Annotated in this window: 21 protein-coding genes and 4 pseudogenes; 12 read left to right on the forward strand and 13 right to left on the reverse strand. The window is 60.4% G+C overall.

All coding sequences use genetic code 11. From position 1 onward, the window contains the following. The first annotated feature begins 8 nt into the window (after nt 1-8). The 8 genes and pseudogenes from NGM99_RS05405 to NGM99_RS05440 all read left to right on the forward strand — a co-directional run bounded on the left by NGM99_RS05405 (nt 9) and on the right by NGM99_RS05440 (nt 8,152). Complete coding sequence (locus NGM99_RS05405) at nt 9-935, forward strand: flavin reductase family protein (protein WP_252816768.1); 927 nt, start codon at nt 9-11, stop codon at nt 933-935. Between the two features lie 5 nt (nt 936-940). After that, nucleotides 941-1,981: an LLM class flavin-dependent oxidoreductase gene (locus tag NGM99_RS05410; protein WP_252816770.1), complete on the forward strand. Its 1,041-nt coding sequence runs from the start codon at nt 941-943 to the stop codon at nt 1,979-1,981. Nucleotides 1,982-1,985: 4 nt separating this feature from the next. Further along, the gene (locus NGM99_RS05415; protein WP_252816772.1) at nt 1,986-3,449 is read left to right on the forward strand and encodes an aldehyde dehydrogenase; all 1,464 of its coding nucleotides are present in this window, start codon (nt 1,986-1,988) and stop codon (nt 3,447-3,449) included. Nucleotides 3,450-3,501: 52 nt separating this feature from the next. Further along, complete coding sequence (locus NGM99_RS05420; RefSeq protein ID WP_252816774.1) at nt 3,502-4,512, forward strand: ABC transporter substrate-binding protein; 1,011 nt, start codon at nt 3,502-3,504, stop codon at nt 4,510-4,512. Nucleotides 4,513-4,737: 225 nt separating this feature from the next. Then, nucleotides 4,738-5,508: pseudogene (locus NGM99_RS05425) on the forward strand (ABC transporter permease); the annotation flags it as partial. A gap of 2 nt (nt 5,509-5,510) precedes the next feature. Next, nucleotides 5,511-6,311, forward strand: a complete 801-nt coding sequence (locus tag NGM99_RS05430) for an ABC transporter permease (RefSeq protein ID WP_252816777.1) — start codon at nt 5,511-5,513, stop codon at nt 6,309-6,311. Continuing rightward, nucleotides 6,308-7,390 (forward strand): ABC transporter ATP-binding protein, encoded by a 1,083-nt coding sequence (locus NGM99_RS05435; RefSeq protein ID WP_252816780.1) that lies wholly within the window; start codon nt 6,308-6,310, stop codon nt 7,388-7,390. The genes NGM99_RS05430 and NGM99_RS05435 overlap by 4 nt, the downstream gene beginning before the upstream one ends. 48 nt (nt 7,391-7,438) lie before the next feature. Continuing rightward, nucleotides 7,439-8,152, forward strand: coding sequence for a GntR family transcriptional regulator (locus tag NGM99_RS05440; protein ID WP_252816782.1), 714 nt, complete (start codon nt 7,439-7,441; stop codon nt 8,150-8,152). A 100-nt stretch (nt 8,153-8,252) separates the two neighbouring features. Here the strand turns inward: NGM99_RS05440 and NGM99_RS05445 are convergent. The 13 genes and pseudogenes from NGM99_RS05445 to NGM99_RS05495 form a co-directional block, all read right to left on the reverse strand. Next, nucleotides 8,253-8,597, reverse strand: a pseudogene (locus NGM99_RS05445) (IS3 family transposase); the annotation flags it as partial. Nucleotides 8,598-8,653: 56 nt separating this feature from the next. Further along, nucleotides 8,654-8,782: pseudogene (locus NGM99_RS21700) on the reverse strand (hypothetical protein); the annotation flags it as partial. Nucleotides 8,783-9,441: 659 nt separating this feature from the next. After that, nucleotides 9,442-10,386, reverse strand: a complete 945-nt coding sequence (locus tag NGM99_RS05450; RefSeq protein ID WP_252816784.1) for a serine hydrolase — start codon at nt 10,384-10,386, stop codon at nt 9,442-9,444. After that, nucleotides 10,379-11,140: an SDR family NAD(P)-dependent oxidoreductase gene (locus NGM99_RS05455; protein ID WP_252816786.1), complete on the reverse strand. Its 762-nt coding sequence runs from the start codon at nt 11,138-11,140 to the stop codon at nt 10,379-10,381. The genes NGM99_RS05450 and NGM99_RS05455 overlap by 8 nt, the downstream gene beginning before the upstream one ends. A 3-nt stretch (nt 11,141-11,143) precedes the next feature. Next, on the reverse strand, nt 11,144-11,980 hold the full coding sequence (locus NGM99_RS05460; protein ID WP_252816788.1) for a polysaccharide deacetylase family protein: 837 nt from the start codon (nt 11,978-11,980) through the stop codon (nt 11,144-11,146). Then, a complete protein-coding gene (locus tag NGM99_RS05465) occupies nt 11,977-12,951 on the reverse strand; it encodes a branched-chain amino acid ABC transporter permease (protein WP_252816790.1) in 975 nt (324 codons plus the stop codon). The genes NGM99_RS05460 and NGM99_RS05465 overlap by 4 nt, the downstream gene beginning before the upstream one ends. After that, on the reverse strand, nt 12,948-13,811 hold the full coding sequence (locus NGM99_RS05470; protein WP_252816792.1) for a branched-chain amino acid ABC transporter permease: 864 nt from the start codon (nt 13,809-13,811) through the stop codon (nt 12,948-12,950). The genes NGM99_RS05465 and NGM99_RS05470 overlap by 4 nt, the downstream gene beginning before the upstream one ends. Further along, on the reverse strand, nt 13,811-14,524 hold the full coding sequence (locus tag NGM99_RS05475; protein WP_252816794.1) for an ABC transporter ATP-binding protein: 714 nt from the start codon (nt 14,522-14,524) through the stop codon (nt 13,811-13,813). The genes NGM99_RS05470 and NGM99_RS05475 overlap by 1 nt, the downstream gene beginning before the upstream one ends. Next, nucleotides 14,514-14,774 carry an ABC transporter ATP-binding protein C-terminal domain-containing protein gene (locus NGM99_RS21895; RefSeq protein ID WP_435371395.1) on the reverse strand — a complete coding sequence of 87 codons (261 nt, stop codon included), beginning with the start codon at nt 14,772-14,774 and terminating at the stop codon, nt 14,514-14,516. The genes NGM99_RS05475 and NGM99_RS21895 overlap by 11 nt, the downstream gene beginning before the upstream one ends. After that, nucleotides 14,772-15,209 (reverse strand): annotated as a pseudogene (locus NGM99_RS21900) (ATP-binding cassette domain-containing protein); the annotation flags it as partial. The gene NGM99_RS21895 and the pseudogene NGM99_RS21900, both read right to left, overlap by 3 nt. Nucleotides 15,210-15,329: 120 nt before the next feature. Continuing rightward, nucleotides 15,330-16,547, reverse strand: a complete 1,218-nt coding sequence (locus tag NGM99_RS05485) for an ABC transporter substrate-binding protein (protein WP_252816797.1) — start codon at nt 16,545-16,547, stop codon at nt 15,330-15,332. 89 nt (nt 16,548-16,636) lie between these two features. Next, complete coding sequence (locus NGM99_RS05490) at nt 16,637-17,815, reverse strand: M20 family metallopeptidase (protein ID WP_252816799.1); 1,179 nt, start codon at nt 17,813-17,815, stop codon at nt 16,637-16,639. 55 nt (nt 17,816-17,870) lie between these two features. Next, the gene (locus NGM99_RS05495) at nt 17,871-18,743 is read right to left on the reverse strand and encodes an IclR family transcriptional regulator (protein ID WP_252816801.1); all 873 of its coding nucleotides are present in this window, start codon (nt 18,741-18,743) and stop codon (nt 17,871-17,873) included. An 83-nt stretch (nt 18,744-18,826) separates the two neighbouring features. Here NGM99_RS05495 and NGM99_RS05500 point away from each other — a divergent pair, with 83 nt between their 5' ends. The 4 genes from NGM99_RS05500 to NGM99_RS05515 all read left to right on the forward strand — a co-directional run bounded on the left by NGM99_RS05500 (nt 18,827) and on the right by NGM99_RS05515 (nt 25,164). Then, the gene (locus tag NGM99_RS05500; RefSeq protein ID WP_252816803.1) at nt 18,827-19,552 is read left to right on the forward strand and encodes an SDR family NAD(P)-dependent oxidoreductase; all 726 of its coding nucleotides are present in this window, start codon (nt 18,827-18,829) and stop codon (nt 19,550-19,552) included. A 908-nt stretch (nt 19,553-20,460) separates the two neighbouring features. Continuing rightward, a complete protein-coding gene (locus tag NGM99_RS05505; protein WP_252816810.1) occupies nt 20,461-21,510 on the forward strand; it encodes a substrate-binding domain-containing protein in 1,050 nt (349 codons plus the stop codon). A gap of 70 nt (nt 21,511-21,580) precedes the next feature. Further along, nucleotides 21,581-24,163: an ATP-binding cassette domain-containing protein gene (locus NGM99_RS05510; protein WP_252816811.1), complete on the forward strand. Its 2,583-nt coding sequence runs from the start codon at nt 21,581-21,583 to the stop codon at nt 24,161-24,163. An 11-nt stretch (nt 24,164-24,174) separates the two neighbouring features. Continuing rightward, a complete protein-coding gene (locus tag NGM99_RS05515; protein WP_252816813.1) occupies nt 24,175-25,164 on the forward strand; it encodes an ABC transporter permease in 990 nt (329 codons plus the stop codon). Nucleotides 25,165-25,172: the final 8 nt, after the last annotated feature.

Below are 25,172 nucleotides of genomic sequence, written 5' to 3' on the forward strand. Positions count from 1 at the left end.
GGAGCGACATGACAGCATTCGACCCCCGCGCCCTGCGCGATGCCTTCGGCGCCTTCGCGACCGGCGTGACCGTGGTGACAAGCAGGCTCGCCGACGGAAGCCGGATCGGCTTCACCGCGAACTCCTTCGCGTCCGTCTCGCTCGACCCGCCGCTGCTCTTGATCTGCCTCGCCAAGACGTCGCGCAATTATGCCAACATGACGGGCGCGCAAGGTTTTGCGGTCAACATTCTGGCCGAAGACCAGAAGGACGTGTCCAACACCTTCGCCAAGCCGGTGGAGGACCGCTTCGCTGCCGTCCTGTGGCAGGATGGGCCGGCAGGCTCGCCGGTCTTTCCGGGTGCCGCCGCATGGTTCGACTGCACCACCGACAAGATCGTGGATGCGGGCGATCATGCCATTCTGATCGGTCGCGTCGCCGGCTTCGAGAATTTCGGCCGCAACGGACTGGGCTATGTGCGCGGCGGCTACTTCACCCCGTCACTCGAAGCCAAGGCGATCCGCGCTGCAAATGACGCGGAGGCGCGCATTTCGGTCGTGCTCGAACGCGACGATGAAATCCTGCTGCTGCCGGTCGAGGGAGGGGGCTTTGCGCTGCCGAGCACGATCCTCGGCGACCGCGACCCTTTGGAGGCGATGGAGACCGACCTTCAGAGGCAGTGGGGCATCGAGATGACGGGCGGCTACCTGTTCTCGGTCTTCGAAGATCGCGCCAGCAAGCAGCAGAACATTGTTTACCGCGCGAGCGCCGAAGGTGGCGCGCCGCTCGAAGGCCGCTTCTTCGCCCTCGATGCATTGCCGATGGAGCAGCTTGCGACACCGCAGACCGCCGACATCCTCAAGCGCTTCGTGGCAGAGCGCAGTCTCGGCAATTTCGGTGTCTATTTTGGCAACGAGACGGAGGGCCACGTGCATCCGATCGCTAGAAAGGCTTGACCGCCATGAAGTTCTCGCTCTTCGTCCACATGGAACGCCTCGACGCCGATCAGCGCCAGGAGGATCTCTACGAGGAGTTCCTCAAGCTCTGCGAGATCGCGGACCGTGGCGGCATGCATGCGATCTGGACGGGCGAGCATCATGGCATGGACTTCACGATTGCGCCGAACCCGTTCGTGACGATCGCCGATCTCGCCAACCGCACGCGCAATGTGCGTCTGGGCACCGGCACCGTGATCGCGCCCTTCTGGCATCCGATTAAGCTTGCCGGCGAAGCGGCGATGACCGACTTGATTACCGGTGGCCGTCTCGACATCGGCATCGCGCGCGGCGCCTACTCCTATGAATATGAGCGCTTGCTTCCCGGCCTCGACGCCTGGGGTGCCGGGCAGCGGATGCGCGAACTCATTCCCGCGGTGAAGGCGCTATGGCAGGGCGATTACACGCATCAGGGCGAGTTCTGGAACTTCCCGTCCACGACATCCGCGCCCAAGCCCGTCCAGCAGCCGGGGCCGCCGATCTGGGTCGCCGCGCGCGACCCCAACAGCCATGAATTCGCGGTCGCCAATGGCTGCAACGTGCAGGTCACGCCGCTTTGGCAGGACGACAGCGAAGTGCGCACCCTGATGGAGCGCTTCGAGGCGGCCTGTGCAGCGAATACGCAGCAGGCACGACCGAAGATCATGCTCCTGCGCCACACTTATGTGGGCTCGGACGAGGCCGATGTGGCGGAGGCTGCACGCGAATTGTCGGTCTACTACAATTACTTCTTCGCCTGGTTCAAGAATGAGCGGCCTGTCAGCCAGGGCTTGATCGAGCGCCTGTCGGAAGAGGAGCTCAAAGCCAACGCGATGATCTCTGCCGAGGCGATGCGCGCCAACAATGTGGTCGGCGATGCCGCCACCGTGATCGACCGCATCAAGGCCTATGAGGCGATGGGTTACGATGAATACTCCTTCTGGATCGACACCGGCATGACCTTCGAGCGCAAGAAGGCGTCGCTCGAGCGCTTCATCGCCGAAGTCATGCCGGCATTCGGGGCCTGACGCGATGCGGCGCTTCCAAAGCTATATCGACGGCGCGTTCTCGGATGGCGAAGCGCGCTTCGAAAGCCTTGATCCGGCGACCGGCGAAGCCTGGGCCGAGATGCCCGAGGCGCGTGAGGCCGATGTCGATCGGGCCGTGCGTGCCGCGGACCGTGCGCTCCTTGAAGGCGAATGGGCGCGGCTGACGGCATCCGCGCGGGGAAAGCTGCTCGGTCGCCTGGCCGATCTCGTTGCCGAGAACGTGCAGACACTGGCCGAGCTCGAAACGCGCGACACCGGCAAGATCATTCGCGAGACCTCAGCGCAGATCGCCTATGTCGCCGACTACTATCGCTATTATGCAGGGCTCGCCGACAAGATCGAAGGTGCGGTGTTGCCTATCGACAAGCCCGACATGGAAGTGTGGACACGGCGCGAGCCGGTGGGCGTGGTGGCGGCCATCGTGCCCTGGAACAGCCAGCTCTTTCTCGCGGCCGTCAAGATCGGTCCCGCTTTGGCGGCGGGCTGTACGCTGGTGGTGAAGGCCTCGGAAGACGGTCCCGCGCCGCTTCTCGGATTCGCACGCCTCGTGCATGAGGCCGGCTTCCCGGCTGGCGTGGTCAATATCGTCACGGGCTTCGGCCCGTCCTGTGGCACGGCGCTCACGCGCCATCCGCTGGTTGCCCATGTGGCGTTTACGGGTGGCCCGGGAACGGCGCGCCATATCGTGCGCAACTCGGCGGAGAATCTTGCTTCCACCTCGCTCGAACTCGGCGGCAAGTCGCCCTTCATCGTGTTCGCCGATGCGGATCTCGAAAGTGCGGCCAACGCGCAGGTCGCCGCCATCTTTGCCGCGACGGGCCAATCCTGCGTCGCGGGCTCGCGGCTGCTGGTGGAGCGCAGCGCCAAGGATCGCCTGCTCGAAATCCTGAAGACAAAGGCCGAAGGCGTTGCGATCGGCGCGCCGCTCGACCGGGCGACGGAAGTCGGCCCGCTCTGCACCCGGCGTCAGCGCGACCATATCCAGGCCTTGGTCGACCGCACCACGCAAGCCGGTGCCCGGCTCGTCACGGGCGGGCAGACGCCGGAGGGGCCCGGCTGGTTCTATCCGCCAACGATCATCGATTGCGATGGCACGGCCTCGCCCGCGCTTGCAGAAGAGTTCTTCGGGCCTGTCCTCTCGGTGGTGTCGTTCGAAACCGAGGCCGAGGCGGTCAGGCTCGCCAACGACACGAATTACGGGCTGGCCTCGGGCGTCTTCACCACCAGCCTGACGCGCGCGCATCGCATGATCCGCGCGATCCGGGCGGGCGTCGTCTGGGTCAACACCTATCGCGCCGTTTCGCCGATAGCGCCCTTCGGCGGCTTCAAACTGTCCGGCCATGGCCGCGAGGGCGGGCTTGCCGCGGCCCTCGACTACACGCGCACCAAGACCGTGTGGCTGCGCACCTCGGACGATCCGATTCCCGACCCCTTCGTCATGCGCTGAAGGGGCGATGGAAGCATCAGGAACCACCAATCAAAATAAAGGGGAATACCAGATGAAGAAAACAGCAATCCTCGCGGCACTCGCCGCAACCCTCGCCATCACAAGCATGGCGAAGGCCGAAGACATGGTCTTCACGTCCTGGGGTGGCACCACCCAGGACGCGCAGAAGGCCGCTTGGGCCGACAAGTTCGCGGCTGAAAGCGGCGTCAACGTGCTGATGGACGGGCCGACCGACTACGGCAAGCTCAAGGCCATGGTGGAAGCCAAGGGCGTCACTTGGGACGTGGTCGATGTGGAGGGCGATTATGCCGTGCAGGCCGGCGCTCAGGGGCTTCTGGAGCCGCTCGACTTCAAGGTGATCGACAAGACCAAGCTCGATCCGCGCTTCGTCACCGATTACTCGGTCGGCTCGTTCTATTATTCCTTCGTGATCGGCTGCAACAAGGATGCCGTCGCCGAGTGCCCGAAGACCTGGGCCGACCTTTTCGACACCGCGAAGTTCCCGGGCAAGCGCACCTTCTACAAGTGGTCGGCGCCGGGCGTGATCGAAGCGGCACTGCTGGCGGATGGCGTGACACCTGACAAGCTCTACCCGCTCGATCTCGATCGCGCCTTCAAGAAGCTCGACACGATCAAGTCCGACATCATCTGGTGGTCGGGCGGTGCGCAGTCGCAGCAGCTTCTGGCGTCCGCCGAAGCGCCCTTCGGTTCGTTCTGGAATGGCCGCCTGACCGCACTGGCCGCCGATGGCATGACCGTCGAGACCTCGTGGGAGCAGAACATCACGGCAGCCGACAGCCTCGTCGTTCCCAAAGGAGCGAAGAACAAGGAAGCGGCGATGAAATTCATAGCGCTCGCCTCTTCGGCACAGGCGCAGGCCGACATGGCGACTGCGACGGGCTATGCGCCCACCAACACCGACTCGCCGGCGCTGATGGACGCCAAGATCGCCGGTACGCTGCCCGACAAGCAGACAGCTTCGCAGGTGAACGCGGACATGAACTATTGGGCTCAGCATCGCGACGAGATCGGGACCCGCTGGTACGCCTGGCAGGCAAAGTAAACGTCAGCCGGCTTGTTTGGCTTGTTCTGGGCCGCGGTGACGGCCCAGAATATCCACAGAGGTTCGGGGAGCCAAAACCTCGAACACGGCATCTCATCACCGGAAGGATGGCGAGACACCATGTCCAATGCATCGAGCACCTCCGCTTTGGTCGTTCGCGCGCCGCGACGAAATCTCTTGCCCAAGACTCTTGGGCCGGCGATGCCCGCGCTTATCCTGCTTTTCCTGTTCTTCGTCTTGCCCGTGGTGTCGCTGCTTTTGCGCAGCGTTCTCGAACCGGAGCCGGGTCTGAGCAACTATGCGACGCTTCTGGGCTCTGAGACCTACCTGCGCATTTTCCTGAACACCTTCCTGGTGTCGGCCCTGGTCACCGTGCTGTCGCTCCTGATCGGCTTTCCGGTTGCTTGGACGCTCGCTATCATGCCCGCCCACTGGTCGCGGATCGTGTTCGCGATCCTGCTTCTGTCGATGTGGACCAACCTTCTCGCGCGGACCTATGCCTGGATGGTGCTCTTGCAGCGCACCGGCATCGTCAACAAGACGCTGATGAATCTCGGCCTCATCGACCAGCCGCTGACCTTGGTCAACAACCTCGTCGGCGTCACGATCGGCATGGTCTATATCATGCTGCCCTTCATCATCCTGCCGCTCTATGGCGTGATCCGGCGTATCGATCCGGCCATCCTTCAGGCCGCTTCGCTGTGCGGAGCCACGCGCTGGCAGTCGCTCTGGCGTGTTCTCGTGCCGCTTGCGGCCCCCGGCATGGCCGCAGGCGCTTTGATGGTCTTCGTGATGTCGCTCGGCTATTTCGTGACGCCAGCGCTTCTGGGGGGCACATCCAACATGATGCTGGCCGAACTCATCGCGCAGTTCGTGCAGTCTCTCGTGAATTGGGGCATGGGCAGTGCCGCGGCCTTTGTGCTTCTTGTCGTGACGCTCGCGCTCTACGCGCTTCAACTGAAACTGTTCGGCACTTCGCAGATGGGGGGGCGCTGACCATGCTGCTGCACTTCGAGCGCCTTGGCTCGTGGAAATGGGTCCTGGTCGGCATCACGGCGCTGACCACCGCCTTCCTGCTCTTGCCCATCCTCTTCATCGCGGCCCTGTCGTTCGGCTCCTCGCAATGGCTGATCTTTCCGCCACCCTCGTGGACGCTGCGCTGGTATCGCGAATTCTTCGCCGACCCGCGTTGGATCGAGGCCGCTTGGACGAGCTTCAAGATCGCGGCACTCGTCACCGTGTTTTCGGTCGGCATCGGGCTCTGCGCTTCGTTCGCGCTTGTTCGCGGCCGGTTCAAGGGGCGTGAAGCGCTGAAGGCGCTGTTCCTGACGCCGATGATCCTGCCGGTCGTGGTGCTGGCGGTCGCGCTTTATGCCTTTTTCCTGCGACTAGGGCTCAACGGCACCGTGACGGGCTTCGTGATCGCCCATCTCGTGGTGGCGCTCCCCTTCTCCATTCTTGCCATCACCAATGCGCTGGAAGGCTTCGACAAATCGATCGAGGATGCCGCTGTGCTTTGCGGGGCGAGCCCGCTCGAAGCCAAGTTCCGCGTGACGCTTCCGGCCATCGGGCACGGCCTGTTCTCGGCTGCGATTTTCTCGTTTCTGACTTCGTGGGACGAAGTGGTTCTGGCGATCTTCATGGCGAGCCCGACGCTGCAGACACTTCCCGTCCGCATCTGGACCACCCTGCGTCAGGACCTGACCCCGGTGATCGCCAGTGCGTCGACGCTGCTCGTTCTCTTCACGATTCTGCTGATGATGCTCGTCGCTCTTGTGCGCAAAGGATTCAAATCGTGACCGCACCCTTTCTTCAGATCCGCGGCATCCGAAAGGACTACGGCAAGGTCACCGCCGTACAGGATGTCAGCCTCGAGATACGCCGGGGCGAGTTCCTCACTTTTCTCGGGCCTTCCGGCTCGGGTAAGTCGACCACGCTCTACATTCTCGCGGGCTTCCAAGACCCGACGGCAGGCGACATCCTTCTCGAAGGCCGCTCGCTTCTTTCGACACCCTCGCACCTGCGCCAGATCGGCATGGTGTTTCAACGCTACACGCTGTTTCCGCACCTGACGGTGGCTGAGAATATCGGCTTTCCGCTCAAGGTCCGGCGCAAATCCAGAGCCGAGATCGACGCCAAGGTGAAGCAGATGCTGGAGCTGGTTCGCCTCGAAGGTTTCGAGGACCGCCGGCCGTCCGAGATGTCGGGCGGCCAGCAGCAGCGCGTGGCGCTCGCCCGCGCGCTCTCCTATGATCCGCCGGTGCTTCTGATGGACGAGCCGCTTTCCGCACTCGACAAGAAGCTGCGCGAGGAAATTCAGCACGAGATCCGGCGCATCCACCAGGAAACGGAAGTCACCATTCTCTACGTCACGCACGACCAGGAGGAGGCCTTGCGCATGTCGGACCGTATCGCGGTCTTTTCCAAGGGCGTGATCGATCAAGTCGGCACCGGCTCGGAACTCTATGCCGAGCCCGCCACGCGCTTTGTCGCGGAGTTCATTGGCGACAGCGATTTTCTGTCCTGCGCGGTGGTGGCCTCCAACGGCCAATCTGCGGACATACGCTTGGGCGATGATTGGTTGGTGGAGGGCGTCCCGCTTCACGCCAGGGGCGGCGGCCGGAATGAGGGCGCGCTTTTGTTGCGCCCCGAGCGCGTCCAGCTGCATCGCAACCAGCCGGCCGCCACCGGTGCGCTGCCGGTGCGCGTCGACGACCTGACTTTTCTCGGCAGCAATGTCCATGTCGCGACGACTACCGGCTGGGGCGAGCCTGTCGCCATCCGCCTGCCTTTCGGCCATGACGCTATTGACGGCCTGTCGCGGGGAGATACGGTCTGGCTCGGTTTCGACCCGAGAACCGCTCATGTCTTTTGCTGACGAGACGTGAGCTGAAATCATAACGAATAACAACATGGTGGAAACGGCATGGCGGTGACAGCGGAAACGGCACCGAACAAACGTTCGACTCATATCAGGGTCGAGCGTCCCCAGAGGACGCTGCGAGAGCTGGCGCTCGAAAAGATGCGGGAATCGATCCTTGAGCGCTACTTCAAGCCGGGCGAGCGTCTCGTCGAGCGCGACCTTTGCGAGCAGCTTGGTGTCAGCCGGACCATCGTGCGCGAAGTGCTGCGGCATCTGGAGTCGGAAGGGCTCGTATCCTCCACGGGCCTGCGCGGGCCGGCAGTCGCTGAGACATCCCTTGAAGAAGCGCGCCAGATCTACGAAATCCGCGGCGCGCTCGAAGGCATGGCCGCCGGCATTTGCGCCGAGCGCAAGGGCGCTGCTGCGGCCGACGAACTCGATGCAGTCCTCGCGCGCATTCGTGAGGCTTATGCCGTGTCCGACATGCGGCAGGTGCTGGCCGAAACCATCGAATTCTACCGGACGATGTTTGCCGCCGCCGAATGCGATGTCGCTTGGAATATCGTTTCCTCGCTGACGGCCCGGATCAATCATCTGCGCTCGATGACGATCAACACCAAGCGCCGCGACATCGAAGGCCCGACACAGATGGGAAGGATCGTTGAGGCAATCCGCTTGGGCAATCGAGCCGAGGCTGCCCAGGCTGCTGCCATTCACGTCGCCAACGCATCGCAGATCGCACAAGCTCTTCTTCAGAAAAGCGACGATCGTGCCTAATGCATGGACCACGCGAGCACAGCCGCATAGTCCGACCGATAGAGGCCTGCTGTCGGCTTTTCGGACAATGGGTCAAACTAGCATAGCTTTGTTCTCGAACTCGGCTGAGGCCGGTATGAAAGCCTGAGCGGATACATCCAACGCACTGCACAGCCATGCCACCGGCCAGATGCTCCGGTGCTTCGCGATGAAAGCGAACCTCATGTCACTTTCCTCGCAAAGTAGGCTGAGGCCTTTTTGACGTCGCGTTCCGCCTTCAGCCTCGCCACTCCTTGTGCAACCGGTCGATCTCCAACTGCTCCGGCCTCGCCTGGCCGTGGTCGGGAATGGCATGGTGCGGGTCAGCACTCGTCTCACGGACCCATTTGCGCAGCACGTTCTCATGGAGATACGGATCACAAGCTGCCTGTGCCGCGGCAACGCCTCGATCCTTTACCAGCCTTATTGTCTCGAGCTTGAACTCGCGGCTGGAGGGGGTCGCTTAGAGATTGGGAATAAGCGCTACGAACCGCGCATCGTGCTCGACATCGAGAATGCTTCGACGTCGGAGGCCTCCTTAATCACCCCAGTCTTGAGGGACCGTTGGACGATTTTCTGACCGAATGCTTCAGCAAGCTCAGGTGGAACGCGTCTGCGACAATACTAGAAGCCATTACGTAGCTTCAGGCATTTGCAGTCAGGCAACTCGTCCATACCCCTTGTGTAACACGAGGAACGTCTGAAGCCCTGTTATCGTAGGCGTTTTATGAAAACCAAGCACTTAGGGAAAATTTGGTGGAGCAGGCAGTCATAGGCGAACGCGTCTCTACTGCCGCATTCCCTCATAAAGCGCCAAAAACAGGGAAATCCAACGAACTCACGTCTCCACGCGTGTTGATGCAATGGAATTCAGATGCGTATCAGTGGTTTATGAGGAAATTCCCTGTCGAAGATAACAGGGAATTCTGTTTGGTGAACAGGGAGCGATCTGGGTCGAGGAGACGAGTTTGTAGGGAACCAGCATTGCTTCGCGAGTTGGCATCCTCTGTTAAACTATCGCTCTGCCGTGCGACCCCAGGAGAGGGCCCAGCCCAGCAAGAAATAGTCGACAACGATCAGGCCCACCACTCCACTAGCAGTTGGAAGTCTATCCCTTCAGTCGTCTAAGCTGATCGCCCAATGCTTACTGAAGATAGTAGCAGTAAACAAACGGGAGACCGAACGTTTGGCTCTCACCCACATAGGAACTCAGCAAAATCATTCGTCCTCCCCGGCAGTCTGAGCGGCCAGCCGTTAGATGATTTGAAGAACTACGGGCTCCCGGACATACCTTCTGCGGTGTGCACGATTAGCTCGCCCATACGAGCAACCGTATCTTCGACCAAGGCACGCTGGCCGCGATGGCGCTGGGTCATGATTGAGATGACCACAGCCCTGCCGCATGGTGGGGTGAAAAGCCCAAGATCTGACGAGATGAAAGGGGGAAAGTTGCCTGTCTTATGAGCGCAGGAGACGCCCCAGAGATACTTGGGCAACATAGTCTGGAGCTGCTGGCCTCCAAGCATGCGCAGCATCAAGCCGCAGGACTCTGGCGAGGCACAGCGGTTGTCCCTTACTTGAAGCATTAGCTGGCCAAGCGCGCGGGCGCTAGCCAAGCTGAATGGCCGGTTCGCATCGCCAAAGTGAAATCGCTCTCTGGCTGCTGAGAAACTTGCGGGGGTCTTGAAAGGGTAGCCGCGCATGACGAGCTCGCTAGGCGAGACAGATGCGAGGTTGGGGTCCATGCTGCCGGCCAGCGCGCGAAACCAGGAAAGCGCGTCGCCTGTCATGACGATGTTGTCGAGACCCAGCGCGCGCATCTCCCGGTTGACGGCTTCAGGACCGCCAACACTGCGCAGGCAAAGATCGGTCGCCGTGTTGTCGGAAACCACAATCATCAGCCATGCCGCGTCGAGAAGCGTAAAAGATGCTCCTCTCTCGAACAGAAAGAGTACGCCAGTGCCTAGGCGCTTGTGGTCGTCTTCGAGCACGATGCGTTCGTTGAGATCTGCTTCGCCGCGTTCCACCGCGCGCATGAGCGCGACAAGCAGCGGAACCTTGATCAGGCTCATTGTGTCCTGCTGCCGATCCGCGTCGATGTCGATCTCCTCTGAGCCGCCTGTGAAATGAGCGTAGATGCTCCACTCCGCATCGACGCTCGCGCTCAGCTGCCGGAGGCGTTGTTCCAAGAGTTCGATCGGCGAAAGCTCAGACACAGAGATAACCCCCATCGACCACAAGCTGGGTGCCCGTGATATAGGAGGCATCCTCCGAAGCGAGGAAGCAGATGGCCTTTGCCACCTCTTCCGGGCGCCCCAGTCGGTTCAACGGGACGCGTGCCTGCAGCCAGGCGCGGCCCACGTCAGGATCGTCCATAAGACGCACCATGCTTGTGTCGATCACCCCAGGCACCACCACGTTGACGCGGACGCCTATCTTCGCCCAGTCGGCCGCCATGCCCACCGTCAGTCCGATCAGGCCGGCTTTGCTAGCGCCGTAGGAAAGGGCTGCGTCACCTGTTCCCATGCGGACGGCACCCGTGGAGGAGACGTGGACGATGCTCATCGGAGCGTTTGTGCCAGCGTCGCGCCGTGCCTGCACCGCAGCCTGCGAGACGAAGAAGGAAGCACGCAGGTTGATGCTTTGGTTGAACTCCCAATCGGGCAGCTCAACATCGAGCGCGGGCGCCAGCGCATAAACGCCGGCTGCATTGACGACCATATCGGGTGCGCCGCCCAGAGCGATGACGGCAGAATGGACGCCTTCACGTGCGGCTTCCACGTCCGCGAGGTCCGCCATGATGCCAAAGAAGCGGCGTGGATGCGCAGCTTCAATCATTTTCATGCCGGCCACATCGCGGTCGAGGCCCGCGACAGTGGCGCCCTCCGCGACCATCTGCGCGACCACCGCACGACCGATGCCGCCGGAGGCTCCAGAAACGAACGCTCGCTTGCCTGTGAAACGCGTCATGGATTAAGCTCCGAACATCGCCACAGTGTCGTCGCGTGCAAGTGCCGTTGCCGCGTATTCCGCGACTTCGCCGCATGTGGCGAACCAGATGTTTTCGCGCTCCTTGATACGTCCGATTAGGCGGTCGAGCATGGCGATGCGCCCAGGACGACCGATTACCTGCGGGTGCATGGTAAGAATGAAATGACCGCCGAGTGCGTGAACGGCGTCCAGCTCTTCCAGCCATGTGGCTTCTACCGTGGCCGCACTCTGGATCGGCCGTGCCATGTCGCCGGACGCAAAGGCAAAGAACGGCCAGTCGTCGAGCAGCCACTGGATCGGCAGCTCAATCACCTTGTTCGCAGCATGACGGTAGGGCCGGATGTCGGCCATCATCTGGCTGGAATAAAGAAAGCCGTGCTTGTCCAAGAGATCCAGCGTCGCCGGGCTGACATCCCAAGAAGGGGATCGGTAGCCTCTTACATTGGCACCCAAGTTGCTAAGAAGATTGCGCGCCTTGACAAGTTCGGCCTCTTCCTCGGCAGGTGTCAGGCGCTGGGGCGGGGTGTGGGTGTAGCCATGGACGGCAACCTCATGGCCTTCGTCCACAATGCGGCGCACGCGATCGGGATAGCGCTCGACGTTCTGACCGACCACGAAGAAGGTGGCCCGCACGTCATGTCGTTTCAATGTGTCGAGGATCAGCGGAAGGCCCACACGGGCACCGTAGTGACCGACTGAAAGGACACCTGGACGCTTGGCGTTCTCGGGGTCGAAGGCGATCCATACGGTTTCGGCATCGAAGTCGAAGGAAAGGCTCGCCGCCGCCTTGTGTCCGTCCGGCCATATCAAGCTTGTCATGCCCCAATTCCCTGCTTGCTGTTTCTGCGCAGCACCGTCAGCCGTTCCCCGAGCGACCACAGCCCGCCCGGTAGGAAGCGCAGGGTGAGCACGATCAAGACGGCTATGATCATGAAGCGCACCACGCCGAATCCAGCCAATTGCTCAGTGACGACGGTCAGTGCGATTGCTGCCATGATCGGCCCATAGATCGTGGCTCCACCGCCCAGCAGCACCATGGAAAGAATGAGCGTGGTCAGTGAGAAGGAGAAGACATCCGGCGAGGCAACAATGAGATAGTGGGCATAAACCGCACCCGCGGCGGCCGTGAAGAGCGAGCTCGCCACCATGGCCAGTACGCGCTGGCGCGTGGCCGAGATGCCACGGGCGACCGCATAGGCCTCGTTGTCGCGCAAGGCAACGATGCTGAGACCAAAATCGGACCGCACGAGAAAGCGCAGAAAGACCGTGGAGGCTATCAAGAGTAACTCGGCCAGAATCAGGTAATCGGGGCCGGATGGGGACAAGCGGTGGCCGAAAAGGGCGAGATCGGGCACGCCGACCAGGCCCACTGCTCCACCCGTCAGCCATTTCTGGCTGATGATGAGGGCTACGCATAGCTGCACGAAGGCAAATGTGACGAGCGCGACATAGATGCCGCGCAGCCGCAATGCGAGGGCTGCGGTGACCCCTGCAAGCACCGCCACCACGGCTACCGCGAGTGCGATGTCCAGCCAAACGGGCAGGCCGAAATAGATGGTGGCGATGGCGCTCACATAGCCGGCGATGCCGAAAAAGGCGACATGCGCGAAGTTGAAGATTCCGGCATAACCAAGCGTCAGGTCCCAGTTCGAAGCGACCACCGCGAATAGCAGCGCCAGAACCACGAGGTTCTTTGCGGCGCCGCCTGTCACAACGAACGGCAGGAGGATGGCGAGCAGGAGTACGACAACGGCCGCGGCGAGCCGGAGAGGGGTGGAAGGCAGGCTCATGGCGCTCTCCCCAAGAGACCGTTGGGCCGCACTAGGAGAACCAGGATCAGCACGCTGAACAACACGACAGGGGTCCAGTAGATGCCGATGTAGTAGGAGCTTGCGGCTTCGATCAGGCCGATAAGGTAGGCCGCAATCACGGTGCCAGGCAGGCTGCCTAGCCCTCCGAACACTACCACGAGAAAGGCGCGGAGCAGGGGGTCACTGCCCATGGAAGGCGTGATGTTGAAAAGGCCGCCGATCATCACGCCGGCTACGCCCGCGAGCAGCGCGCTGACAGCGAAGGTGAGAAAATAAGTTCGCTCGATCCGGATGCCGAGCAGGCGCGCAGCCTCGTCGTTCTGCGCGATAGCGCGGATGGCAAGTCCATGCTTGGAAAGCTTTAGAAACAGCGCAAGACCGCCGAGCAAGACAGGTGCCAGCACGATCACTAGCAGATTCTGCGCCTGCATGGCGGTGCCCGCAACGGAAACGGTGCCTGTTACCACTTGATCGAGCGCTTTTAGGCGGGCCCCGAAAGTATACAGTGCTAAGTTCTCAAGGAACATCGCGCCGGCCACCGTGGTCATGATCACTGTGAGTTCCGCCGCCGGCTTGCCGAGCCAGGGGCGAACGAGCAGCACGTAGAGGACGCCGCCTGCCGCGATCATGAAGATCATGGACGTGAGGACGCCGGCCGTGAGGCCCAAGTCAAGGCCTGCGGGGTCTGACACAAACCACGCGACGAAGGCGCCCGCCATCAGCAGGGCGCCATGGGCGAAGTTGAATACGCCAAGCGCGCCCCAAACGAGCGACAGGCCGCTTGCGATTAGCGCGTAGATGGAGCCGGACACGAGGCCGGCGACGATCACAGAACTCATCAGGCGGCCGTCCCAAAATAGCGTTGAACGATGTCTTGGTGCTGCAGTTCGCTGCGGTCGTTGATCTCCAATGCCACCATGCCGTTCTCGATAAGGTAGAGGCGCTCGCAAAGGCCGAGCAGAAGATCGACGTCTTGGTCGACCACGACGAGGCTGGTGCCGGTTTGGGCAACGAGACCGATCTGGCGAGCCAGTTCCTGCCGGATCTTCGGCGCCAGGCCCAGCGTGGGCTCGTCCAGCATCAGGAGACGAGGCATGGCCATCAAGCCGACACCGATGGCCGCCATCTGGCGCTCGCCCCCTGACAGCGTGCGACAGTTCTGCGAACGCCGCTCCGCAAGGCGTGGAAAGATGGCGAAGACCTTCTCCAGCGTCGCTTTACGGTGAGGCCAGGCCGCTTTGCGGTAGGCACCCAGCGTCAGCGCTTCAAACACCGTCATGCGAGGGAACAGCGCACTTGCTTGTGCCACATGTATGATGCCGGCTTCTACGATCGCATCGGCCGAACCATTCGCAATGTTGCGTCCGTCGAAGCGGATGGTGCCTTGCGCTGCGGGCAGAAGACCGGATATGGCGCGCAGGAGCGTGGTCTTACCGTGGCCGTTGGGTCCGAACAGGCCCACTGCTTCACCGGCATTCACGAACAGCGACACGCCGTGCAGGACCTCGATCCGACCATAGCCGGTACGCAAGCTCTCGACCTCAAGCTGCATGGGCGCTCTCCGAGTTCACGCCGCCGAGATAGGCGTCGATCACGCGAGGATCGCGTGCGATTTCGGCGGGGGAGCCTTCAGTTAGCTTACGACCAAAGTCCATCACCATCACGCGCTCGGACACCCCGAACAAAAGTGGCAGAATGTGCTCGATGAGCAGGATCGAAGTGCCCTGGTCACGCAGGCGCAGGATCAGCGTCTTTAATTCTGCCTGTTCGATTGTGTTGAGACCAGACGCTGGCTCGTCCATAAGGAGAAGCTTGGGTGAAGCCACCATGGCGGATGCAATCATCAGGCGCTTGGTGCCGTAGACAGTCAGTGCGCCGGCTTCTTGATGTTTTAGGGGAGTCAGTTCCAGCATCTCGAGGGCTGCATTCACCGCAGCGTTTGCGGCAGCCCCGCGCAGGCCCGCGCCATAGACCGCTCCAAGCCTTACGTTCTCTGCCACCGTGAGCTTGAAGAAGGCGGTTTCTTTCTGGAACGTGCGAGCGAGCCCGGCTCGAAAGATACGATGCGGGGAGAGGCGATCAATGCGCTGTCCGTCGAATATCACGTGGCCGCGATCGGCCACGATGGGGTTGCGGGAAAGCAGATTGAATAGTGTTGTCTTACCGGCGCCGTTCGGCCCTGCAATGCCCAGGATTTCGCCGCGTCTAATTGTGAAGGAGACATCGTCTACTGCCACAAGCGAGCCAAACGACTTTCCCAGGCCTTTAACGGCCAGAATTGTATCGGAATTGGTCATCGGAGTATCCGGGAGGGGCATGCGCTCCCCGCTTGTATGCGCAAGCGGGGAGCCGTTGCCTCACTTCATCCAGGGCGAAGTAGCGAAGGGCGCTTGTGACACCGCTTCAGGTGCGACGATAGCCGGCTTTCCATCAGACTGAAGCTGGTAGAAAAGTGTCGGCATGTAGTCGTTGCCTTGGCGCGCAAGATGCGTTTCAGCGTCGAATGCGAGGCGGCCGGAAGGAGTGTCTACATCGAGTTTGCCAATGCAGGTCCCGACGGCTAGCCGATCAGTCGGATCGTTCCCTTGACTGAGGCAGAGCGCGTAGAGCTGAACCGCATTGTAGCCGGCAACCGAGAAGTAGCCTCCTGGACCGAACTTCTCAGCAAACTTTGCCGATATCGTTTTGGTATCCTCGCGGCTGTCGATTGCACCACCCAACATAGAGTACATGACGCCTGCTGCCTGGTTGCGCGTGACGGTCTGGAATTCAGGAATCGACGGCGCATACTGGAGGAAAACGAGCGATTTGGTCGGCTGTTCAAAGAATTGGTTGAAAAAGGTGGCTGAGCCCGATGCAGACCATTCCGTGTTGACGATCACCGCTGGATCAACTTCACGGATTTTGGCAAGCTGGGTGCGCCAGTCGGTGACGGACTGAAAGGGCACAGTATCCTCGCCGACGACGTCCCAGCCAGTTTCGCGGAACACCTTGGCAAGTCCGTTGGCGATGGTCGATCCATAAGGATCATCGGAACCGATGATGTAGACGGTTTTCGCCGGCAAACTGAGCTTGCCGGACTCTAGATACTGGTTAAGCAGCGGCGGCAGATCGGTGAAGTAGCCGCCATAGTCCGGCACGCGCGACCATACAGTCGGATATGCGGAAGGATTTTTTTGGATAATGGCTTTGGTGGATTCCGCGCCGCCCGAGATCAAGTAGGGCATGTTCTCCCGCGCCATCAAGTCTATCTCGAAGTTCGAGGTGCTGGCATAGGGCGATAGGATAACGTTGAGGTTTTCGGTATCGTTGAGGCGACGGAAGGCCGTGACCACGGCGTCGTTGCGCATGCTGGTCGCGTCGGCTTCGACGAGCTCGAACTTGTAACGCTTTCCTTTGCCGCAAACGCCTCCCGCTGCGTTCAGCTCCTCGGCCGCAATCCCGGCCGCCCTGGAATAGTCGCTCGCATCTGCCGCGGTCGGTCCAGTCAGCGGGGCAAGAATTCCAATGCGGACGGGTTCGGTTTCAGTTGCATCGCAGGTGGTCAGGCTCTCAACTGTGGGTGCGGGCAGCATTTCGGCATGTGCTGCACCGAATGAGCAGAAGAGTATAGTAGAGGTGAGCGCCAGAGACTTGAGCCGTAAGCGCGCGGGTTGAGTCCTTGTCATGTTGGTTCCCATTGTTGGTTGGCGGCCCCCTTCGGCCGCGTGGGTTTAGTTGATAGCAACGCTCGGTCTTCAAGCCGGGTCGTGCCGTGGCGGAGAACGAGTAGGGCGAGCGCCTGGGCACGAGGCACCAGAGATGCGCGCTCGACATATTCGTTCGTGGTGTGGGCGTTTCCTCCGATCGGTCCGAGGCCGCAGAGCGTGGGTACGCCTAGAGATGCGGATAGGCCCGCATCCGAGCATCCTCCGGTGCTTTCTCCATCGACTGTGAAGCCGATCTCGGCCGCGCCCTGGCGGTAAGCCTCGAACAGTCTCAGGGACTGTTCACTTGGCTCCATCGGCAGAAACTCGCCAGTGACTTGGATCGTGGTGCGCGTGCCTGCGACTTCAGTAGCTGTGCAGATTGCCCTGATGTGCGCGAGTAAGCCCTCCCGCTGCTCGCGGACTGGATAGCGGATGTCGATACCCGCTTCGGCATAGGGTGCCACCGTGTTAACAGACTGGCCGCCCGACACGAGACCGACATTTGCAGTGATGCCCACTGCGTTGTCAGTCAAAGCAGTGATAGCTACGATCTTGTGGGCGATCGCCTCAATAGCGCTGGCGCCTTCAGTGAAGTTAACTCCTGAATGCGCAGATTGCCCCTCTATGGTTAGTTGTAGAAACAGCCCGCCCTTGCGCTTCACCACTACATTGCCGTTTGCACGCGCTGGTTCGGCGTTGAGCACGCAAGATGCATCTAAGGACGCAGCCTCGATGGTGCTGCGGGAAGAGGGCGAAGCCACCTCCTCGTCCACTGTGTAAAGACTGCGAACACTGGGCGCATCTGCACCAAGGCGACTGAAGGCGGCCAGCACGAAGCTGTTCATCACGAGCCCGGCTTTCATGTCAGCCACGCCAGGTCCAAGCAGCCGCTCGCCCTCGATGTGGAACGGCCGATGCGCAACAGTACCGGCAGGGAAAACAGTATCCATATGGCCGAGCAAGAGTGGTGCTTGCCCGTGTTCTGGACCGACCGAAGCATGTAGCATCGCTGAGGTAGAGTCAGCGCCTGGCCGCGTGACCACAATGCCATGGCTACGAAGGAAGGCTTCAACCCGGTCCGCAACGGTTTGAATGCCAATCGCGTCCCCACTGGGACTGTCAACATCAACCAGCACACCGAGCAACCGCTCCATCGCAGGTCCCTGAGCTGCGAGCCATCCAAGCACCTCGGCTTCTGGATTGCCCCTATCAACCATCGGACTGCCCGTCAGCTGAGCGTCCGCCAAAGCTCGGCAAGGCCGTACCATTGCTATGGCTCAAGTAGTTCGCTGCTTCCATTGCCTGCGGCGCGAAGCGGCGCTCGAACTCTTCCGCCTGCCATTTCGAACCGCTACCAGCGATGTGAACGGCTCCAATGGGGCGGCCCGCAGCGTCAATCACTGGGGCTGCAACTACAAGCTCTCCCGGAGAGCTCTCGCCGTTCACAAAGCCGTAGCCTAGTTGCGCTGCATGCCTGACTTTAGCGAGGATCTCATCAGGATCGGTCAGTGTCACAGCAGTTAGCGGGCGCAAGTCGGACTGTTCTAGGATTTCGCGTACTTCATCTTCGGGCAGGCGAGCGAGAGTTGCGCGCCCACCAGCTGAGCAGAAGGTTGGCATGCGACGGCCAATCAGCGTTGAATACTGTGGGTATTCCCGTTTGCCATGCAGCCGCAGCGCATAGACCACGCTTGTTCCATCGAAGAGGCTTAGATTGGTACGTTCGCCGCAGTCGCGCCGCAGTTGCAGCAGCACAGGTGTAGCTTTCAGAACTAGCGGGTGCGCCCGGAGATAATGGAAGGACAGGTCGAGGACCTTCTTTCCAAGTGAAAAGCGGCCCGACTGTAGGTCTTTTTCAAGATAGCCAGTTTTGACCAACGTGTGAACGCATCGTTGAGTTGCTGGCTTATCGAGCCCGCTGATCCTGGAAATTTCAGAGAGTCCGAGAAGGTGCTCCGCTGATGCAAAAGCTTCTAGGACGAACAACGCCTTTTCTAGCGACTGAATGAATAGTGGTGAGCGCTCGTTTCCCGTTCGGCTCCGAGTGGGCTTCGTTTGAGAGCTGTCACCTTCGAGTGCCATTCCATCTCCAATATTAAGTATTGCAATACGATACGGCGTATGGAATGGCAATACGTAATCAACGCGATTAGAGAGGATGTCCCATGCGGTTCAAGGGAAAGGTTGCGCTGGTCACCGGAGGATATCGAGGTATGGGCGGCGCAGCCGCCAAGGGCATGGCGCGAGAGGGCGCAACCGTGATCTCGGCCGACATCATCGAAGGCGCTCCTGCAGATGCCGAGAAAGGCATAACCTACCGCAAGCTTGATGTGTCCTCACCTGCTGCATGGCAGATCTTGGTCGACGCGATTGCTGCAGAGCATGGCTGCATCGACATCTTAGTGAACGCAGCCGGCGTCACTGAAGAGCGTTCAGAAGTTCACGGCACTGACCTTGCCGCTTGGGAAAAGGTCGTGGCCGTCAATCAAACTGGCGTAATGCTTGGCATGCGCGCCGTCTGTGCATTGATGCTGGGGCGCGGGCCCCTCTCCATCATCAATGTTTCGTCGATCTGGGGGCTGGTGGCCGGCTCAGGACAGCTATCCTACCATGCAAGCAAAGGTGCTGTGACGTTGATGACACTCAACGCGGCTGTCACCTATGCCGCTCGCGGCATCCGCGCCAACGCGGTCCTACCTGGCCTGATCGACACGGAAATGGTGCGCGATCAAGACCCCGCCATGCGTGCGGAGACGATAAGCAATACACCAATGAACCGCATCGGGACAGCGGATGAGGTGGCGAAGGCTATTCTGTTTCTGGCCAGCGATGAAGCAAGCTACATAACCGGCGCGCTTCTCCCCGTTGATGGGGGCTTCACTGCGCGCTGAAAGGTCCAAGCAATTCTTATTAGTGTTTGAGCCTTGGTGAAATGCTGACGGTATTACGTCGGTGTATTTGAAGGTGTACTAGCAACCCTACTTGTAAGCCAATCCGCACTTGGCTTTGATCCATTGGTGCCGACCTTTTCCGGGTTTCTACCTTTATTGCTCAAGCCGGACGAGGATGCCTGCAGCACTGCCGTCCTTCGTTGACTTCATGCGATTGAAGCCACGATGCCTTGATCTGAAGGTTGTTGCTAGGCACCATCAGCTTGGAGTGCTCTCGACATCAGCGCTTCGTATTGGATGTCATAACGGTGAGGGGTTCTACAGCCTGGCCAAGGCTGGGATCGTTATCGAAGGACGGCACGAGGACTGGAATGCCGTCAGTCCGCACTCACCGCTCGGCTACAAGACACCTGCGCCGGTCGCCGCGCCTTGTGGCCGTCCGCGCCAACCGGACAAGCTTCGTCAGCCACTTCAGCCGTAAGTTGCGCGGCCAACGATGCATTAAGATTAAACCCTATCTACCACATGATGTCAGGCCAGAACGCAAAGTCGATGGGGACGGAGGGCGTTGGATTTGCTTCGCGTATCATATGGGATCCTGCTTTTGAGATCCCGCCGTAATCGATCGTTGTAAAATATTGATTCATAAAGACCTGAGGTGGGGTTCTCATTCTCTACCCCAGACTTTGGTGACGAGCATGATCTGGCGCTGCGTCTCCCACCAAGCGGAGGCCAAGTTTAACCTAAGCCCATCCGAGCTTTTGATCGATACCCAGGCAATCTGAGGCGTATTTATCCAATTTTGCTGCTATCGAACGGTATTGCAGCGAGTTTTTGATTGATCCCCGATCAATTGCTCGGCTATAAGGGGTGGCGCCGCTTGGCGGTTGCGTTAGGGAGGAGACATAATGATTTCGGCTACCTTGAAACGACTTGCACTGCCGATCGCACTCGGATTGGCGGTTTCTACTGGCGCAGCCGCAGCGCAAGATGCTGCGGGCAAAAAGATCGGTATCGCTGCCCGAGAAATTACCAACGACTATAATCGTGACATTATCGCTGGCGCTGAGAAGGTACTAAAGGCAGCTGGCGCAGAGGTTGTTGTGACCGATGGGGGAGCTGATCCGCGCAAGCACAACGAAAATATCGAGAGCTTGATCAATTCCGGGGTGGCCGGAATTGTAGTGCAGCTCGGCGACGCGCAGCAGCTTGCGCCAGTAGTTGCCAAGGCGACGGCGGCAGGTATCCCGGTCGTGACTACCTCGATCGGCTCAAAGACCGAAGGTGTGCTGGCAGATGTCGGCGGCGACGACGCGTTGATGTCAGCGATGGTGAGCCGTGCGCTGCTGTCCAGCATTGACTACAAAGGCGATGTGTACGTGTTTTGGGTGCCAGGCGCGCCAATCCTTGAGACCCGCAAGCGTATTCTGCAGGCAATGGTCTCCGACTATCCGCAGGTCAAGCTGCATGAAGTGCCGACCGAGCACAGCGCAGCACGAGTGCAGGCGCAGATGGAGGACATTCTGACTGCCAATCCCGAGCCAGGCAGTGTCGCCGCAGTCTGGGGCGCATACGACCTGCTCGTATCGGGTGCTGTTGAGGCTGTCCGCCGCAACGACCGCAATGAAATTAAAATCGCTTCGATCGACGGCGACCGCGTCGGCTTTCAAATGCTGCTGGACGAGGAAAGCCCCTTCGTGGCGACCGTTGTTCAAGACGTTCCACGCATCGGCTCGCTGGCCGCTGAAATCCTACTGAAGGGCATCGGTGGCGAGAAAGAGTTCCCGAGCACACTGTTTACCGACGCTTGGCTGGCCACGCACGCCAATGGGGTAGCCTCTGCCGAGAAGCGCTGGGGTGCAGGGATTTGGGACGAGATGTCCATTCCGCGGGCCGATGTAGAAGGCCGTTGGGCGCAGAACGGCGACCTAATCGTCGTGCACCCAATCCTTCCCTGATAGCCTTTGTGCAGGGTGGCGGTAAGGGCCGCCGCCTTTTCTTATAGTTTGCCTACCGAGGGTCTGTCCCATGACAAGCACCATCGCAGTCGCGCGTCCTGAGGTCAGGCTCGCAACCCCTGTCTTGGAATGCCGCAACATCGGCAAGGAGTTTCCGGGGGTGGTCGCTTTAAGCGGCGTTTCGCTCACCATCCGATCCGGCGAGATTCATGCCTTTCTCGGCCAAAACGGCGCTGGCAAGTCGACCCTGGTGAAAATTTTGACCGGTGTCTATCGTGCCGACCATGGTGACGTGCTTGTTGACGGCGAGCCGCTGCGGTTTCGTGACCCGCGAGACGCTGAGGCCAATGCTATAGCGATCGTCCATCAGGATCAGCCGCTCGTGGCGCAGCTCGACGTCACCCGCAACGTGTTCTTGGGCCGTGAAATCACGCGCACCGGTGGTGTGCTGGACCTTAGCACGATGCGTGCGCGGACAGCCGATGCACTGAGGCAGGTTGGCGCCACCTTCGATGCGGATACGTTGGTTGCCGAACTCAGCGTCGCCCAACGAGAACTTGCTGCGATTGCCGCAGCGTTGGTGCGCAAACCTCGTATTCTTATTCTCGATGAGCCCACAGCTTCGCTGAGCGACAACGAGGCTGAACTCCTCTTCGGCATCGTGCGCAGCCTACGAGATGCTGGCGTGACGATTATCTATATCTCGCATTATCTCGACGAAGTGCTCGACCTCGTCGACCGCGTCACTGTGCTGCGCGACGGCAAGCTGGTTGCGACCATGGATGTTGGCGAAACGTCACGCGCTGGTATCGTTCAGATGATGGTTGGTCGCGACATCGAACAGCTCTACCCCAAAGAGACTATCGCGATTGGTGAGCCGCTTCTTGAAGTTCGCGGGCTCGCCCAGGGAAATATGCTGCGCGGCGTCGATCTGGACGTCCGGCGCGGCGAAATTTTCGGCATTGCCGGACTGATGGGCGCGGGACGAACCGAGCTTGCGCTTTCACTAATCGGCGCTCTGCCGCGGTCGGCCGGCTCGGTAATGCTCCGCGGTGAGCCATCCAGTCCAGCCAGCCCGCGCGCGGCCAAGCGCGAAGGTTTTGCGCTCATCCCGGAAGACAGGCGGCACGAGGGTCTTGTCACCGACATGACTGTGCGTGAGAACCTGACATTGCCTGAACTGTCGCGGTTCTCGCGCTTCGGCATCATCGGATTTCGAAGTGAGCGAGCAACCGCTACCTCACTTGTTGAGCGGCTGCGGATCCAGCCGCCGAACCTGAGCCAGCTGACACGGAACCTATCCGGCGGCAACCAGCAGAAGATAGTCATTGGCCGTTGGCTTGCAGGCGATGCAGAGGTGTTCCTTTTCGATGAGCCGACAACCGGCGTCGATGTCGGCTCCAAGGTTGAGATCTACAAGCAGATGATTGAGCTGGCACGCCGTGGTGCGGCCGTCATATTCATTTCGTCAGACTTCGAGGAAATCGCCGGCATGAGCGACAGAATCGCCGTCATGCACAAGGGGCGTATCAATAAACTGTTTCAGCCCGGCGAGGCGACGCCCGAAACACTGCTTTACTGGGCATCGGGGTCCGCAGACGAGGTGATGCCGAATGCGGACGCCGACGCCTCTCCGGCTGATGACGCCGCCACCCAGATGCCGTCGGCGACGGCGATCGCATCCGGCGCTGAGATGGCAGCGTCGCAAAGTTTCTGGGCCCGCTGGGGCACAATCGGCGGGATGGTCGTCGTTCTGACACTGATCGCGATCCTCGCCCCGCAGTTCCTTTCCCTCAACAACATCTTCGACGTCCTGAAGCAGGGCAGCGTCCTTGCATTCATCGCACTTGGCTTGACCGTTGTGCTGATTGCCGGCGGCTTCGACATGTCGGCCGGTGCCGTCAGCCAGTTTACTACTAACTTGGCAGCTGGAACGATGATTGCAGGCATGGGCTCGGCCGCTGCCATCGGGCTTGGCGCGCTTATCGGGCTGCTCGCTGGCGCAATCAACGCCGCACTGGTGCTTGTCTTCGGCATGCCGGCCTTTGTGGCGACCCTCGGGGCGATGTTCGTCGCGATGGGGGCAACGCTACTCTACAATGGCGGCCAGGCGTTGACGCTTTCCAACCAGCCAAGCTTCTTCTTCATCGGGCAGGGCTATATCGGCCCGGTGCCCTTCGTGCTCATCCTCCTGCTTTTGGCCACCGCCATTTTGCATTTCGTGCTAAAGCACACCCGACTTGGTTTGCGCATGTATGCCGTCGGCCAGAACCTCGTCGCCGCTGAACTCCGCGGCGTTGGCCGCGCTCGCTACGCGACGGCCTCCTTCATGATCGGCGGGCTAGTGCTTGGCTTGGCCGGTGTAATCTTGGCTTCCTATGCCTATGGCGCATCGGCACTGGCGACCGGTATCGACTTTCTCATCAGCGCATTGGCGGCCGCATTCCTGGGCAGCACCTTCAACCGCGCCGGCGAACTCAACGTTGTCGGCACGCTCATTGCAGCGCTCTTCCTCGCGTCACTCTCAAACGGTCTGATTCTGATCGGCATTTCGAGCCAAGCTTTGCCTGGCATCCAGGGCATAGTCCTCATCCTCTCCATCGCACTCGGCGTGATCCACAAGCGTGGCATCGGCCAGGTCCTGATCTTCTAAGGAGCTCTGCGATGTCGGTCTCCATGACTTCGAAGCCACACCCATCGTCTGCCGCAGTGATTGGCTTGTTGCGCGACTATGGCGCAATCCTCGGCATGATCGCCGTGCTTTCTATCTTCTGGTATCTGAAGCCTGCATTCCTGACGACTGGTAACATTGAGAACGTCTTTCGGCAGAGTGCAATCGTAATGATCATGGCGCTGGGGCTAACCGTCGTCATGAAAATGCGCGGCGTGGACCTCTCAATCGCGCAGACGGCAGATGCCGCAGGTCTAATAGCAGCGATGCTTATTATCGCTGGCTATCCCGTCTGGATGGCCTTTGCGATCCCCCTGCTTTTCGGACTTGTGGTCGGCCTCGTGAACGCTGTGCTGATGGCCTATATCGGCGTGCCTGCCATCATTGGAACGCTTGGTATGATGTTTGTCATACGCTCGGGTGAACTGATGGCTACGAACGGCGCCGAGCCGCAAATATTGTTCACACTGCCACGCGGCGTCACGCGCAACTTCCTGTGGCTGGGTCAACGCGACTTCGGTCCGATTGCGGCGTTGATCGTGCTTGCGATAGCGGTCTTTCTGATTTCTTTCGTGGTCATGCGCTACACGCGCTTTGCCCGTTACGCCAAAGCGGTTGGCAGCAATGTCCGCGCCGCATTCTTGGCCGGCATCGACATTCGCATGACGTTTGGTTTGGGTTTCGTCATCGCAGGTGTCCTTGCAGCCTTGGCGGGCGTGGCGCTCGTTTCACGCACCGGCATCGCGATGCCGCGTGGTGCAGAGCCGTTTCTCCTCGACTCTTTCGCTGCCGCTTATCTCGGCACACTCGCTTCACGTCGGGGTGAGATGAGCATTCCCGGAACGCTCATGGGTGCCTTGTTTATCGGCTTTCTTGGCAACGGTTTGACCCTTTTGGGCCTTGGCGCGCCGTATCGCTACGCCCTGAACGGCGGCTTCATCTTGCTTGCGATGGCCATCGGTGCACTCAAGCGCAGAAACTGACGGAGGAC

Origin of the sequence: Mesorhizobium liriopis, from assembly GCF_024053505.1 — a bacterium.
GTDB lineage: Bacteria > Pseudomonadota > Alphaproteobacteria > Rhizobiales > Rhizobiaceae > Mesorhizobium_B > Mesorhizobium_B liriopis.

Excerpts from the sequence above, each read along its gene's own strand:
- NGM99_RS05470 (WP_252816792.1), bottom strand. The coding sequence starts at position 13,811 with ATGAGTTCTGTGATCGTCGCCGGCCTCGTGTCCGGCTCCATCTACGCG.
- NGM99_RS05475 (WP_252816794.1), bottom strand. The coding sequence starts at position 14,524 with ATGCAGCTTGAGGTCGAGAGCTTGCGTACCGGCTATGGTCGGATCGAG.
- NGM99_RS05440 (WP_252816782.1), top strand. The coding sequence starts at position 7,439 with ATGGCGGTGACAGCGGAAACGGCACCGAACAAACGTTCGACTCATATC.
- NGM99_RS05505 (WP_252816810.1), top strand. The coding sequence starts at position 20,461 with ATGATTTCGGCTACCTTGAAACGACTTGCACTGCCGATCGCACTCGGA.
- NGM99_RS05415 (WP_252816772.1), top strand. The coding sequence starts at position 1,986 with ATGCGGCGCTTCCAAAGCTATATCGACGGCGCGTTCTCGGATGGCGAA.
- NGM99_RS21895 (WP_435371395.1), bottom strand. The coding sequence starts at position 14,774 with ATGGACGAGCCAGCGTCTGGTCTCAACACAATCGAACAGGCAGAATTA.
- NGM99_RS05420 (WP_252816774.1), top strand. The coding sequence starts at position 3,502 with ATGAAGAAAACAGCAATCCTCGCGGCACTCGCCGCAACCCTCGCCATC.
- NGM99_RS05410 (WP_252816770.1), top strand. The coding sequence starts at position 941 with ATGAAGTTCTCGCTCTTCGTCCACATGGAACGCCTCGACGCCGATCAG.
- NGM99_RS05465 (WP_252816790.1), bottom strand. The coding sequence starts at position 12,951 with ATGAGCCTGCCTTCCACCCCTCTCCGGCTCGCCGCGGCCGTTGTCGTA.
- NGM99_RS05455 (WP_252816786.1), bottom strand. The coding sequence starts at position 11,140 with ATGACGCGTTTCACAGGCAAGCGAGCGTTCGTTTCTGGAGCCTCCGGC.
- NGM99_RS05490 (WP_252816799.1), bottom strand. The coding sequence starts at position 17,815 with ATGGAGCGGTTGCTCGGTGTGCTGGTTGATGTTGACAGTCCCAGTGGG.
- NGM99_RS05405 (WP_252816768.1), top strand. The coding sequence starts at position 9 with ATGACAGCATTCGACCCCCGCGCCCTGCGCGATGCCTTCGGCGCCTTC.
- NGM99_RS05500 (WP_252816803.1), top strand. The coding sequence starts at position 18,827 with ATGCGGTTCAAGGGAAAGGTTGCGCTGGTCACCGGAGGATATCGAGGT.
- NGM99_RS05510 (WP_252816811.1), top strand. The coding sequence starts at position 21,581 with ATGACAAGCACCATCGCAGTCGCGCGTCCTGAGGTCAGGCTCGCAACC.
- NGM99_RS05515 (WP_252816813.1), top strand. The coding sequence starts at position 24,175 with ATGTCGGTCTCCATGACTTCGAAGCCACACCCATCGTCTGCCGCAGTG.
- NGM99_RS05430 (WP_252816777.1), top strand. The coding sequence starts at position 5,511 with ATGCTGCTGCACTTCGAGCGCCTTGGCTCGTGGAAATGGGTCCTGGTC.
- NGM99_RS05485 (WP_252816797.1), bottom strand. The coding sequence starts at position 16,547 with ATGCTGCCCGCACCCACAGTTGAGAGCCTGACCACCTGCGATGCAACT.
- NGM99_RS05460 (WP_252816788.1), bottom strand. The coding sequence starts at position 11,980 with ATGACAAGCTTGATATGGCCGGACGGACACAAGGCGGCGGCGAGCCTT.
- NGM99_RS05495 (WP_252816801.1), bottom strand. The coding sequence starts at position 18,743 with ATGGCACTCGAAGGTGACAGCTCTCAAACGAAGCCCACTCGGAGCCGA.